This window comes from Actinoplanes sp. NPDC026619 (assembly GCF_040638295.1).
Lineage (GTDB): Bacteria > Actinomycetota > Actinomycetes > Mycobacteriales > Micromonosporaceae > Actinoplanes.
Map to the genome: position 1 here is coordinate 365,659 of NZ_JBEZYA010000005.1, position 13,340 is coordinate 378,998.

The 13,340-nt window shown below is 71.9% G+C and carries 11 protein-coding genes; 3 read left to right on the forward strand and 8 right to left on the reverse strand.

Annotated elements, in window-relative coordinates; all coding sequences use genetic code 11:
* Positions 1–133: 133 nt before the first annotated feature.
* Together AB0E90_RS14690 and AB0E90_RS14695 are read left to right on the forward strand one after the other, a co-directional pair.
* Positions 134–517: a BlaI/MecI/CopY family transcriptional regulator gene (locus AB0E90_RS14690; RefSeq protein WP_360404210.1), complete on the forward strand. Its 384-nt coding sequence runs from the start codon at positions 134–136 to the stop codon at positions 515–517.
* The gene (locus tag AB0E90_RS14695) at positions 514–1,395 is read left to right on the forward strand and encodes a M56 family metallopeptidase (RefSeq protein ID WP_360404213.1); all 882 of its coding nucleotides are present in this window, start codon (positions 514–516) and stop codon (positions 1,393–1,395) included. The genes AB0E90_RS14690 and AB0E90_RS14695 overlap by 4 nt, the downstream gene beginning before the upstream one ends.
* Here AB0E90_RS14695 and AB0E90_RS14700 read toward each other — a convergent pair.
* The 3 genes from AB0E90_RS14700 to AB0E90_RS14710 all read right to left on the reverse strand — a co-directional run bounded on the left by AB0E90_RS14700 (position 1,392) and on the right by AB0E90_RS14710 (position 4,293).
* Entirely contained in the window at positions 1,392–1,856 is a 465-nt protein-coding gene (locus tag AB0E90_RS14700; protein ID WP_360404216.1) for a GNAT family N-acetyltransferase, read from the reverse strand. The two genes, AB0E90_RS14695 and AB0E90_RS14700, sit on opposite strands and share 4 nt — an antisense overlap.
* A 5-nt stretch (positions 1,857–1,861) precedes the next feature.
* On the reverse strand, positions 1,862–2,452 hold the full coding sequence (locus AB0E90_RS14705; protein ID WP_360404219.1) for a redoxin domain-containing protein: 591 nt from the start codon (positions 2,450–2,452) through the stop codon (positions 1,862–1,864).
* A gap of 320 nt (positions 2,453–2,772) precedes the next feature.
* Positions 2,773–4,293, reverse strand: a complete 1,521-nt coding sequence (locus tag AB0E90_RS14710; RefSeq protein WP_360404222.1) for an MFS transporter — start codon at positions 4,291–4,293, stop codon at positions 2,773–2,775.
* A gap of 86 nt (positions 4,294–4,379) precedes the next feature.
* Here AB0E90_RS14710 and AB0E90_RS14715 point away from each other — a divergent pair, with 86 nt between their 5' ends.
* A complete protein-coding gene (locus AB0E90_RS14715) occupies positions 4,380–4,874 on the forward strand; it encodes a CGNR zinc finger domain-containing protein (RefSeq protein WP_360404225.1) in 495 nt (164 codons plus the stop codon).
* A gap of 165 nt (positions 4,875–5,039) precedes the next feature.
* Here AB0E90_RS14715 and AB0E90_RS14720 read toward each other — a convergent pair whose 3' ends face one another.
* The 5 genes from AB0E90_RS14720 to AB0E90_RS14740 all read right to left on the reverse strand — a co-directional run bounded on the left by AB0E90_RS14720 (position 5,040) and on the right by AB0E90_RS14740 (position 13,340).
* Complete coding sequence (locus tag AB0E90_RS14720) at positions 5,040–6,722, reverse strand: hypothetical protein (RefSeq protein WP_360404228.1); 1,683 nt, start codon at positions 6,720–6,722, stop codon at positions 5,040–5,042.
* A complete protein-coding gene (locus AB0E90_RS14725) occupies positions 6,709–7,728 on the reverse strand; it encodes a PfkB family carbohydrate kinase (protein ID WP_360404231.1) in 1,020 nt (339 codons plus the stop codon). The genes AB0E90_RS14720 and AB0E90_RS14725 overlap by 14 nt, the downstream gene beginning before the upstream one ends.
* Before the next feature lie 57 nt (positions 7,729–7,785).
* A complete protein-coding gene (locus AB0E90_RS14730; protein ID WP_360404234.1) occupies positions 7,786–10,086 on the reverse strand; it encodes a hypothetical protein in 2,301 nt (766 codons plus the stop codon).
* A gap of 125 nt (positions 10,087–10,211) precedes the next feature.
* Positions 10,212–12,443 (reverse strand): alpha-xylosidase, encoded by a 2,232-nt coding sequence (yicI, locus tag AB0E90_RS14735; RefSeq protein WP_360404237.1) that lies wholly within the window; start codon positions 12,441–12,443, stop codon positions 10,212–10,214.
* 9 nt (positions 12,444–12,452) lie between these two features.
* A complete protein-coding gene (locus AB0E90_RS14740) occupies positions 12,453–13,340 on the reverse strand; it encodes a carbohydrate ABC transporter permease (protein WP_360404240.1) in 888 nt (295 codons plus the stop codon).

The window sequence follows — 13,340 nt, forward strand, 5'->3', positions numbered from 1 at the left end:
TGTGCGTCATCGCGCGCCGCGGCCTGGTCGGCTCGCCGGCGCGGAAGGTCCCGTCCCGCTCAGGAGCTCGGCGGGGAGATGCAGGATCGGCGCACCCCGCGATAGTAACGGACGGGCCGGTAACCTCTGGCGTATGAGCGACGAGGAGGCCGGGCCGCGGCGCGCCCGGGGCGCACTCGAGTCCGAGGTGATGGCGGCCCTGTGGGCGGCCGGCGAGCCGCTGACTCCGGCCGGGGTGCAGTCCGCGCTGAGCGCCGGCCTGGCCTACAACACCGTGCAGACCATCCTGATCCGGCTGCTGGAAAAGGACCTGGTGCGGCGCGGACCGGCCGGCCGGGGCAGCCGAGGTCACGCGTACTGGCCGGCCCAGGACGCCGCCACGCTGACCGCCGCCCGCATGCGTGCCGCGCTCGACGAGCGCCCGGACCGCCAGGCGGTCCTGCAGCAGTTCGCGGCCGGCCTCGAGGCCGACGACGTGGAGACGTTGCGGTCCCTGCTCGCGGAGCGTGACGCATGACCTGGACGGTCTATCTGCCGCTGCTGTTGCCGGCGCTGGTCGCGCTGGCCGCCCGCCGGCTGGCCGAGCGGGCCCGCCCCCGCGCCGCGGTGCTCGGCCTGGTCACCGCCTCGGTCCTGACCGCCGCCACGTCGGTCTGGTCTCTGCTCCTGCTCGTCCTGACCCTGTTCGACGACCTGCCCGCGATGGAGGCGCTGAACAGCCGCTCCGGCATGCACCTGCCCGAGCCGGTCCCGGACTGGGTGGCGACCACCGCGTCGGTGGTCCTGGCCGCCTGCCTGATCAACCTGGCACGCGACGTCCACCTGCGCCGCAGCACCGTCCGGCGGCTGCGCGACGCGGGCCCGGACGCCGACGGCGTGGTCGTCGCCGACTGGGCCGAGCCCCTCGCCGTGGCCGTCCCCGGCCGCCCCGGCCAGGTGCTGCTGACCACCGGCATGCTGAAGGTCCTGGACGCCGACGAGCGCCGCGCCGTGCTGGCCCACGAGCGCGCCCACCTCACCCACCGGCACCACGTCGCCGTGCTGCTGGCCGGCGGGGCGGCCGCGGTGAACCCGCTGCTGCGCCCCGCACGCGACGCCGTGACCTATCTGGTCGAACGCTGGGCCGACGAGGAAGCCGCCACCAGCCTCGGCAACCGCGACCTGGTCGCGCGGGCGGTCGCCCGGGCCGCGCTGGCCACCAAGCAGCCGGCCCCGGCCCTGGGCGTGCACGGCGGCGTGATCGTCCGCCGGGTCAAGGCCCTGCACCGCCCGGCACCGACAACGGCCCGCTGGCAGCTGGCCCTGCCGGCCGCCGCGGTGATCGCCTGCCTGGCCCTGGAGGCCAACGCCACCCTCGACTTCGTCGCCGTCCTGCGCGCCTGGCTGATCGGTTAGGGCCGGCGTTCCAGCCACACGGTGTCCGGCCAATCCGGCTGCTCGCCCGGTTCGCGCCGTAGCTCGGTGAAGCCGCGCGCGGCGTAGAAGCCGGCCGCGCGGGAGTTGCCGTCGACGTACTCGAGGCGCACCGCCTGCCCCGGCGCCCGTTGCAGCAGGGCGGCCATCAGCGCCGACCCGGCGCCGGTGCCCTGGGTGCCGGGCAACACGTACAGCTTCCAGATGATCGGCACGTCCGGGCGCAGGTCGATGTTGCCGACCCCGGCCACCCCGGTCTCGTCCTCCGCCACCAGCACCGTCGTGTCGCGCAGGCTGCGCACGATCGCCGCCGCCGACCACCAGGTGGCGAGGCCGTTGCGCACGTAGTCGTCGCCGGCGAACGCGTAGGTGGCCGGCCAGGTCTGCTGCCCGACCGCCACGATCGCGTCGACGTCCTGATCGTTCGCGTCCCTGATCCGCATCCGGGTCAGCTTAGGGAACGGACCGCCATCAGGATCGTGGCCGGGTCGGGGTGGGGCGCGCCGTCGGCTCGCACGTCGGCGAAGCGGACCGTGCCGGCCCGGTCGGCGATCACCACGGCCGGGAACGGCAGCACCGAACGGCGGGTGCCGAGCACCGCGTCGGCGCCGGGCTCGTGAAAGCCCAGGTTGAACGCGTCGATCAGGGTGTTGCGGGCGTCGGAGGCCACGAAGTAGGTCAGGTCGTGGCGGCGTTTGATCTCGGCGAGGCGCTGCGGGACCTGCGGGCTCACCGCGACCAGGTGGGAGTCGGTGTCGGCCAGCGCCGGGACGAGCTGACGCTGGTAGCCGGCGAGCGCGGCGTTGCAGGGCTCGGACGACGCGTACCGGAAGAAGACCAGCACGATCGGGCCGGTCAGCCGCAGCCGGTCGAGGTGGATGGCGCCCAGGTCGGCCTCGAGCAGCACCTGCGAGGGCAGCCGCTGACCGGGTTTGACCATGCGGTCCCAGATGGCGTCGCGGTCGAACTGGCGGCGCAGCGCGTCGGCGTCGGCCGGCCTCCGGGCGGACGGCACATGCCGGTGCACGGTTGTCGTCATCGTGCCCTCCTCATTCGCAACGCCTACCTTACCTATAGGAATGATGAGCATAGCGCACCGACTCCACCAGCGACACTGATCACCTCTTCCACAGTGCTCGATGGTGCCACTCGTCACCAAATCCAACGGGAGAGACGCACGTCTCACCGCACCGTCGGCAGCCCGAACCGGACCGTCGACGTTCCTGTTCCCACAGTTCGGGACGATGCAGGCCGCGCCTTTGCGCTTGTCTCAACAGGCGGGACGCAAGCTACCTCCGGGACCGGCCCGCGACGGTCGGCGGCTCCTCACCAAGTCGCTCGACCGTGGCGTCGCGCGGTTCAGGCGCTGTTGCGCTGCAGAGGCTCGCCAGCCACGTCGGCACCACCCGGCACGGGCCGAGCCGGGCGGAGCACGATCGCTGCCACCGTGGCGGTCACCGCGGTCAGAACGGCGGCGATCAACAGCATCAAGGCAAAGGCGCTGGTGTACGCCGGGACAGCGTGCTCCAGAAGCACCTGGGCCGCGCGCGGCGGCAGGGTGCCGGCGGTGGCGACCGCCTCGCCGAACGTGGCCTGCGTCGACAGTCCGAAGTCGGCGAGAGCCGGCCCGGCGGCGTGCCGGTAGCTGGCCACCAGCACCGAGCCGAGCACCGCGATCCCCATCGCCCCGCCCAGCTCACACCCGGTCTCGGCCAGGGCCGCCGCCATCCCGGCCCGAGCCGGCGGCGCGGTCGAGACGATCAGATCGGTGGTCAGGATGTACGCCGGGGCCAGCCCCACCGAGAACACGACCGCCCCGGTGATCACCGCAGCCAGCCCGCCGGTGGCCATGATCGCGAGCCCGGCGGCGATCCCGGCCAGCCCGCCCGCGATCAGGTAGCCGGCCGGGAACCACCGGGTCAGGGCCGGGCCGAGGAACGACGCGGCGAGATAGGCGAGCACCGAGGGCAGCGTCCACAGCCCCGCTTGCAGCGGCGACAGGCCGAGGGCGAGCTGCAGATACTGCGCGACCGCGATCTGGGTGCCGTAGTGCACGAAGAACGACAGGGCATTGCTCGCCAGGGCCACCGACGTACGCCGATCGCGGAAGATCGTGAGGTCGAGCAGCGGCTGCCGGATCCGTCGTTGCCGGCGCAGGAACAGCGTGGCCAGAGCACCTCCGGCGACGATCGTCAGGACCGGGGTGAGTTGCCATCCGGCGGCGGCGAGCCGCTTTATCCCGTACACGAAAAGCAGAACCGCGGCCATGCTCTGCAGCGCGCCGGCAGCGTCGAAGCCGGTGGCCGCGCGGTCGCGCGATTCGGGCAGCAGGGCCGGCCCGAGCGCGAGGAGCAGCAGCACCGCCGGGACGGCGAGCACGAAGACCGAGCCCCACCAGAAGTGCGTGAGCAGCACCCCGCCGACCAGCGGCGCCACGATCCCGCCGAGCGAGAAGCTGGCGCCCCACACGCCGACCGCGACGGTGCGCTCGCGCGGCTCGGGGAACATCACCCGGATCAGCGCCAGGGTGGACGGCATCAGCGAGGCCCCGGCCAGGCCCATCAGCACCCGGGCGGTGATGAGCTGCCCCGGCGTGGTGGCGAACGCGGCAAGAAGCGACGCGGCCCCGAACGCGGCGGCCCCGGTCAGCAGCAGCCGGCGACGGCCGATGCGGTCGCCGAGCACGCCCATCGCGATCAGCGCCCCCGCGACGACGAAGACGTAGCTGTCCATGATCCAGAGAAGTTGGACACTGCTGGGCCGCAGATCCGCGGTGAGCTGTGGCGTCGCGAGGTAGAGCACCTCGGCGTCGAGCGACACCAGCAGGCAGGGCAGCGCCAGGACGGCGAGCCCGGCCCACCTCCGTGCGTTCGCGGTCATCTCAGTCTCCGATCTACGTCACGCAATGAATCCGTCCATGACGTTACGGATCCCGGTCGCATCGCGCAACGCGAAGGAGCGGCTCAATGCGTTACGATCGGCGGGTGGCGACAACGATCACGGTCATGCCGATGCCGGAACTGGTCGAGCTCGTGAACGACTGGGGCACGCTCCCGCGCACCCTCGACCCGACCAAAACCGGCACCGATCCGGCCCGCACGGCCCTGGCCGACGAGTTCCACCCGATCTTCGACACCGCCGACGGCGCCGAGCGGGCCCGCTTGATCACCGCCCTGCTCGACCGCACGAGGGTGCGCCCGGCCCTGGCCACCACCCCCGACGGCACGCTCACGCAGGAGTGGACGGTCGACGACCCGGCAAACGCCGGCCGCGCCGCTGCAGCCCTGGCCCTGCGCCACCACCTGGCCGAGCACCCGGGCCGCATCGGCGTCTGCGCCGACGACCAGTGCGCCGACGTCTACGTCGACAACTCCCCCGCCGGCCGCCGCCGCTTCTGCTGCCTGACCTGCCAGAACCGAGCCCGAGCCGCCGCCTTCCGCCGCCGCGGCAAATCCACCTAGCCCGTCCCGAAATCCTTCACGCCGGCGTCTCAGCGACCGCCGAGACCCCAACTTCCTGAAAACCGGGGCGGTCCGAGCCCGCGCCGGCGTGGCGGGAAAACGAGGGCACGGCTCTCCGAGGGCCAGTTCCAAGGAGAACGGCGTGATTTTGGCCGCGGAAGATCGTCAGCGCAGGTAGGAAAGCGACGGCAGCCGGGAGATGTAGCCGTCGACCAGGCGGCGGGCGATCGGCACCGAGTCGATCAGCGGGTGCGACGCCATTGCCCGGACCGCGACGGCGCGGGACTGCTCCGAGGCCGCCGCCAGCACCGCCCGCTCGGTCGCCTTGATCCGCCGGACCAGCTCGATGCCGTGCGCCGGCACGACCGCACCCGGATAGGGATGCGCGCCGGAACCGTCGACCCGGCACGGCACCTCGACCACCGCGTCGTCGTCGAGCGCCGCGATGGTTCCCCGGTTGCGCACGTTGAGAATCAGGTCGGCCGGCTCGTCGCGGGCGATGGCCATCATCAGCGCGAGCGCGATCCGCTCGTAGCCGCCACCCTCGGCGTCGTCGCGCTCCCCCAGCCCTTCGAGCGCCATGTAGGTGGCGTCCCGCTGCCGCAACGCCTTCTGCCACGCACCGAGCGGATCGTCCGACGCCAGCTCCCGATAACACTCCTCCTGCTGCCGCAGCAGGAACTCCCCGCGGGTCTCCGCAGCACCCAGCTCCGCCCGCACCATCTCCGCGGTGTCGTAGTAGTAATGCAGATACTCGTTCGGCACCGCACCGAGCTTCCGCAGCCGCGAGGCCCCGAAGAGCCGCCCTTCTTCGAAGGACGCCAGGCCGTCGTCATCCTCCAGCAGGCGCGGCAGCAGGTTTTCCGACCCAAGGTGTACGCCGGTGAGCCACCCGAGGTGATTCAAGCCGGCGTACTCGACGCGCACGGTCGCCCGGCCGGCAGCGACGGAGAGCGGCCCCCGCCCGGCCGGGGACGAACCGGGGCCGATCGCGGACGGACCAGAACCGGTCGCGGACGGACCAAGGCCCGTCCCGGACGGACCGGGGCCCGTCGCGGACGGACCGGGGCCCGTCGCGACGCCGAGGGCTCGCGTCACCCGCCGGGCCAGGGCTGACGGTGAGTCGCAGATCCCGATGACTCGGTCGCCGAGATGGGCCGCGAGCGCCTCGGTGACCAGGCCGGCCGGGTTGGTGAAATTGATGACCCAGGCCGACGGCGCGACCCGCGCGATCCGCTCGGCGATCGCGGTGGCGACCGGGACGGTGCGCAGGCCGAAGGCGATGCCGCCGGCGCCGACCGTCTCCTGGCCGAGCACCCCCTCGCCGAGCGCGACCCGCTCATCGATGACCCGCCCGGCCAGACCCTCCACCCGGATGGCGCTGAACACGAAATCGGCCCCGGTCAGCGCGGCGGTCAGGTCGGTGGTCGCCTCCACGACCGGCGCGGACCACGCCGAGCCGGCCGGCCCGGACCCGGCCGACCCGCCCTGCACGGACTCAGCCAACCCGCCCTGCGCGAAATCAGCCGTGGCACCCCCCGCGGGCCCTGCCGCGGCACCCCGTCCGGACCCGGACCCGGCACCCCGTCCGGACCCGGACCCGGCACCCCGCGCGGACCCGGACCCGGCACCCCGCGCGGACCTGGCCGCGGCGGCGTGCGCGGCCTCGGCTGCGGCGGCCTGCGCGGCCAGGACGCGCTGGATGGCGGCCAGCCGGCCGCGGTCGACGTCGTGCAGCACGACCGTGCTGATCGGGGAATCGCCGCCGAGCAGGGCGCCGTAGACCAGTGGCACGCGGAAGCCGCCGCCGCCGAGGATGGTGAGCTTGCGGCCGTCAGTCGTGGGCATGGGCGTCCGAAAGTGTCGCGATGGTGGCCCCGGCGCGGCGCACGCGGCGCTGTTCGCCGCCGGGGATGACGTCGTTCAGGAAGGCGAAGCGGGCGGCCAGCGCCGGGTCGAGGCGGGCGGTGCGCCACCAGTCGGCGATGTCGCCCCAGCCGGGCGCGGACAGTGAGCCGCCGAAGTGCTGCACCGACATCGAGGCGATCAGGTTCGCGAAGGCCAGCCGCTGCACCAGGGGCCACTCGTTGAGCGTGCCGAGAATGAAGCCGGCCATGAAGACGTCCCCGGCACCGGTCGGGTCGAGCGCCTCGACCGGCACCGCCGGCGCGTGCACCAGCTCGCCGGTGGCCGAGTCGACCGCGATCGCCCCATCCGAGCCGCAGGTCACCACCACGACCGGGACGAGACCGGCGAGCCGCCGGGCGGCCTCCTCCGGCGACGAGGCCCGGGTGTAGCGCATCGCCTCGACCGAGTTCGGCAGGAAGGCGTAGCAGTCGGAGAGCATGCCCAGCGCCTCCGGCGGCCACTCGGCGCTCGCGTCCCAGCCCACGTCGGCGAAGACGAGGGTGCCGGCCTCGCGGGCCTTGCGCACCCAGGGCAGGTCGTCCTTGGTGAGGCTCACCGACGCGCCGCGGGCCGCCGGCAACTCGCCGACCAGCCCGTCGGCGGTGAGCGGCGGCGGATGATCGTGCGTGATCATGCTGCGGTCCCGGTCGTAGGCGAGCGACACCGTCACCGGCGAATGCCCCTCGACCCGGCGCGAGAAGCTGAGATCCACGTTCTCCTGGGTGCAGAGGATCGAGGCGCAGAAATCCCCGTACGTGTCGGTGGCCAGCGCCGTGCCCAGCCCGGTGCGCAGCCCGAGCCGGGCCGCGGCGACCGCGAGGTTGGCCACCCCGCCGGGACAGGAGCCCATGCCGGTAGCCCACACCTCGGTGCCCGGCCGGGGCACTTCCCGCAGGCCGGTGAAGACGATGTCGAGATAGACGACTCCCGGGACGAAGAGGTCCATCCCGTGATCGTAATTCCTACCCGCACCGCGGAATCGGCTGATCAGGCATGAGTCCGATCACGAAGACCGGACCAGACGGGTGAACGACAGCGCGAACACGGTCGAGGCGACCCAGCCGAGGATGGTGCACAGGTTGAGCAGCCACTCGAGCAGAGCGCCGTGACGTTCGGAATCCGGGTACCAGGTGGCGCGCTGGTGCAGGTCGATCAGCGGGACCACGGTGTCGACGGCGTAGAAGAACGGGTTGAGGCAGCGCACCTTGCCGTCGCCGCACCGCCCGTCCGCGCCCTCGTCCTGCCCCGGCCGCACTCCGGAAGGGCTGAAGACCAGGGCGTTCTGGTCGGTGGCGCGCATCTGCTCCTGCACGGCCGGCAGGCTCAGCGCGACCGTCACCGCCGCGAGCAGGGCCAGGAGAAGGTAGAGCGCACGCTGTGGGCGGAAGCCGTAGCGGACCGTGACGTCCTGGAGTATGTCGAAGATCCGGCCCGGAAGCGCCCGGGCACGCCGGGCCCGCCGGCGCTGGGCAACCAGCACGGTGTCCGCGCCGTCCCGGTCGCCGGCCGCCCGCAGCACCGCCGCCAGCCGTTCCCAGGCCCGCGGGTCGAACGGCTCCATCCGGTCCAGCCAGGCGATCCGGGCGCCCGCGTCCCAGACGGCGGCCCCGCGCGCCTCGACCGGCTCGAACCGCTCATAGGCCAGGCCACCGATGTAGGAGCCGGCCGGCCAGTCTTCCGGCCGGTCGGCGAGGAAGGGGGCGGTCGTGCCGGTCAGGTCGACGGTGCCCTCGAGGATCTGCCAGCCGAGCCCGATCCCACCACGGATCTCGGCGGAGATCGCCTCGAGGGCGCAGCCACGCGCGTTGGTCTCGCCCGGCGGGTGCAGCGGGGCGGGCGCCGGACGCCAGGCCAGGGTCGCGCCGTCGGCCCGGAGGCGCCCGTCGACCACCATCCGGTTGAGCACGACCACCCCGACCGACCGGAACCGGCCGCACAACCGCACGGTGCCGGCGACATGCGCCATGTGCAGGCCGATCGTCTTGTCCCCGGGGTTGCTGATGAAGGCGTCCTCGGCGCTGAAGACGCCACCGATCGATGCCCCACGGAAGTTGAGGCTGCCACCAAGAGCGGTCAACCCCCGCAGCCGTACGTCACCGGCGACGCGCGCGTTGACGACGGTCAGGCATCGTCGTTCCGGGGGCGCGGCCAGGACCGTACCCTCCAGATTGATCGGCCCTTCGATCTTGGCGTTGTTGAGGTCGACCCGGCCCTCGATCGACACCCGGGGCGCCTCGATGCCGCTGCCCAGGATGGCCTGCTCGAGGTCGAGGGCGGTGTCCCCCGGATTCCAGAGGGCGCCCTCGAGCTTCAGGCCGCCTTCGAGCTGCGCCCCGGGGAGAACGAGGCCGCCGCGAACGACCGTGTCGCCCTCGATCAGCAGCGCGCCGTGCACGGTGAGCCGCGGCGCCAGCAGAAAGGTGCGGGCGGCCCGCGGGGCGACGTTGTAGAAATGCGCGCCGTCGCCCGCGGCCGGCGCGGTCAGGTCCGCGTCCCGGATGAAGAGCTCGCCCTGGATCGTCGAGTGGCCCATCTCGATCCGGCCGCGCACCCGGCAGCGCCGGCCGGTGTTCGGCGAGCTGAGCAGAAAAAGGCTGCCGCCGATCGCCGACTCGGAGATGTCGATCGCCCGTCCGTCCGCCGGGGCGAACTCCGCGCCGGCGATGTCGAGGGTGCCGGTCAGCCGCATGGCCAGCAGGCGCACCTCGCCGGTCGCCCGGAAGCCGTCGAGCAGCCGGATGTTGCCGCCCACCCGGATCCGGTCGGCACGGAGCGCGCGCCCGGAGGCCGGGAGGATCTGCGTTCCGGCCATGACGAGGCTGCCGCCGATGTCGGCCTCGGTGAGCCAGATGCTCGCGGTGGTGCGGTTCTCGGTCCGGGGCGCCGGGAGTTCCCCGGTGACGACCATCCCGGACAGGACCAGGTCGCGGGCGATCCGGGACCCGGCGGCGAGCAGCCCGGGCAGCACGGACGGCCGGCTCGCCCGCGCGTCGCCGTCGAAGACCAGCTCGCCCAGGCGGGCGCCGCGCACGTCGACCGGATCGGTGAAGGAGCAGCCGGTGAAGCGCAACGGCGCGGGCACCTCGCAGCCCTGCAGATCGAGCGACCCGGTGATGGTCGCCCGGCCGACCAGCAGGCCGAACGGGTCGGCCGCCCGGCCGCCGGTCAGGCCGGCCGCGCGGAGCTCACCGGCCGCCACCGGCGCTCCCCCGCAGTCCAGGCCCTGCCCGGCCCGGGAGGCCGCGAGCAGTTGCGCCGCGAACGGCTCGCCGGGTCGCAGCGGCGTCCATCCCGGCGGCATCACGAGTACACAGTAGATGCGGCGGGACGCGGGACGGACAGGCCGTCCCGCGTCGCCGCGCTCCCTCTCCCCAGAGGCTTTCGCGCCCGTCCGGCGCCCGGCCTGCGCGGCCGGACGCCGAAGCAGGCTTAGTCGGTCACCCAGACCGTTTCGCCGGCGCCCAGATCGCCGGACGGGCCGCCGACCACCTCGACGCGCCAGGGCAGTGGCGGGCCGGACAGCTCGACCCGGATGGCGGGGCCGTCGCGGGTGACGGTGAACGTGCTGGCGCCGACGTGCGCCGTCGTCGTGCCCTCGGCCGGGTCGTAGAGGCGCAGCGTGACGCCGTCGGCGTGGTCGTAGTCCGGGCGGTCGGTGCGGTTGCCGATCGGCAGGACGGCGCCGGGGCGCACGAACAGCGGCGCGGTGTCGAAGCCGTGCGTCTCGGTCACCCACCTCGGGCCTTCGAGGACCTCGCCGTTCTCGAAGCGGGTCCAGCGGCCGGCCGGGAGGTAGTAGCTGACCTCGCCGGACTCCGACAGCACCGGCGCGACCAGGAGGTTTCCACCCAGCAGGTATTGCCGGTCCAAGTAGGTGGCGGACGGGTCGTCGGGGAACGCTACGATCATCGGCCGCATCACCGGCAGGCCCTCGAGGTGCGCCTCGCGGGCGGCGCCCAGAAGATAAGGCATCAGGCGGTACTTGAGGTGCGTGAACTTGCGCAGCACCTCGACCGCCTCCTCGTCGAACAGCCACGGCACCCGGTAGGAGTGGTTGCCGTGCAGCCGGCTGTGCGAGGAGAGCAGGCCGAACGCGATCCACCGCTTGAACACGGCCGGGTCGGGGCGGCCCTCGAAACCGCCGATGTCGTGGCTCCAGAAACCGAACCCGGACGACATCAGCGACAGCCCACCGCGCAGCGATTCGGCCATCGACTCGTAGGTGGCCGAGTTGTCGCCGCCCCAGTGCACCGGGAACTGCTGACCGCCGACGGTGGCCGAGCGGGCGAACAGCACCGCCTCGCCCTCGCCGCGGGCCTCCTTCAGCACGTCGAAGACGACCTGGTTGTAGAGCTGGGTGTAGTAGTTGTGCATCCGCTCCGGGTCGGATCCGTCGTGCCACACCACGTCGACCGGGATGCGCTCGCCGAAGTCCGACTTGAACGCGTCGACGCCCATGTCCACCAGCGCGCGCAGCTTCCCCGCGTACCACTCCCGCGCGGCCGGGTTGGTGAAGTCGACCAGGCCCATGCCGGCCTGCCAGCGGTCCCACTGCCAGACGTCGCCGTTCGCGTACGTCACCAGGTAGCCGTTCGCCCGGCCCTCCTCGAACATCGCCGACCGCTGCGCGATGTACGGGTTGATCCACAGACACGTCCGCAGCCCGCGGTCGTGCAGGCGCTTCAGCATGCCCGGCGGGTCCGGGAAGATCCGCGGGTCCCACTCGAAGTCGCACCAGTGGAACTCGCGCATCCAGAACGTGTCGAAGTGGAACACGCTCAGCGGCAGGTCCCGCGACGCCATCCCGTCGACGAACTCGGTGACCGTCTCCTCGTCGTACGGCGTGGTGAACGACGTGGTCAGCCACAGCCCGAACGACCAGGCGGGCGGCAGCGCGGCGCGGCCGGTCAGCGCGGTGTACTTGCGCAGGATGTCGGCCGGCGTCGGACCGTAGATCACCATGTAGGACAGCGTCTGACCGGAAACGCTGAACTGGGTGCGGGACACCATCTCGCTCGCGACCTCGAACGAGACCTTGCCGGGGTGGTCGACGAGGACGCCGTACCCCTTGTTGGTGAAGTAGAACGGGACGTTCTTGTAGGCCTGTTCGCTACTCGTCCCCCCGTCCTCGTTCCAGATGTCGATGCTCTGGCCGTTCTTCACGAACGGCCCGAACCGCTCCCCGAGACCGTAGACAGCCTCGCCAACCCCGAGATCCAATTGCTCGTGCACGAAATGAGCGCCCTCGGGGGTGTCGACGATCCCCATGCCCTTCCAGCCACTGCCGGTGAGCCGTTTGCCATCGGCGAGGAAGTCGAGACCCCATTCTTCGCCCGCCCGGAAAGACGCGGTAAGCGCTCCCGAGGTCAGCGAATTCGAGGAGACCGTGACCTCGTGCTCTTCGCTATTTAGCGCGAAATTTGGCCCTTTGGGGACACCGCCGAGGAAGTGCCCGAGGGACACCCGGATGACGTCCGGCGCCGGCGCCTCGACCTTGATCGTGATGATCGGGGCGTCCAGGGTGTCGCTCCGGGTCTTCACCTTCTTGGCGGCGGCGTACGCGATCAGCGTCGAACCGTCCGCCGAGGTGTCGTGCAGCTGCGCCGGGTGCAGCACCGTCAGGCCGGGGCGCTTGAGCCAGAAGCCGTCCGTGAACTTCATGAGAGTCCTTTACTTGATGGCGCCGGCAGTGATGCCGCGGGTGAGAGTGCGCTGGAAGATCACGAAGAACAACATCGCCGGGAGGATGCCGATCAGAGCCGAGGCGCTGGTCGTGGTGGCGTCCATCAGGCGGTCGCCCTGCAGGACGCCGAGGGCGACCGGCACGGTCTGGTTGTCGTTCGAGATCAGGAAGACCAGCGGAAGGAAGAACTCGTTCCACGTCCAGATGAAGAAGAAGGTGAACAGGACGCCGAGGGTGGGCCGGCTGACCGGCACCACGATGCGCCACAGGGTTCGCCACTTTCCGGCGCCATCGACGGAGGCGGCGTCCAGCAATTCGGTCGGGAACTCGGCGTACACGCTGGTCAGCAGGTAGGTGCCGAAGGCACTTTGAATGACCGTGAAGATGATGACGACCGAGATCAGGTTGTCGTAGAGGCCGACCTGCTTGGACAGGAAGTACAGCGGGTAGACCAGCACCTCCTGCGGCAGCAGGTTGGCGACCAGGAAGAACACCAGGAACCAGATCCGGCCCTTCACCTTGCCGATGCCGAGCGCGTACGCGTTGAGAATGCTCACGAGCACACCCAGGACGGCCACGGCGAAGCTGGTGATGAAGCTGTTCCAGAGCTTCTGGCCGAAGTTGACCCGGTTCCAGAAGTTGACGATGCCGTCCCAGTAGAGATGACCGGGCAGCGACAGCGGGCCGTGGCTCGCGTAGTCGGCCGGGCTCTTGACCGCGTTGATCGCCACCACGAGCAGCGGCGCCACCACCAGCAGCAGCAGGACGAGCAGGGCGATCAGGATGCCGTAGCGCAGCGGGTTGCGGTGCTTCGCGGCCTTCGGCGGCGTTTCATCCGAGGACGCGGCCTTCTTGTCAAAAGCAGTCACGGTCAT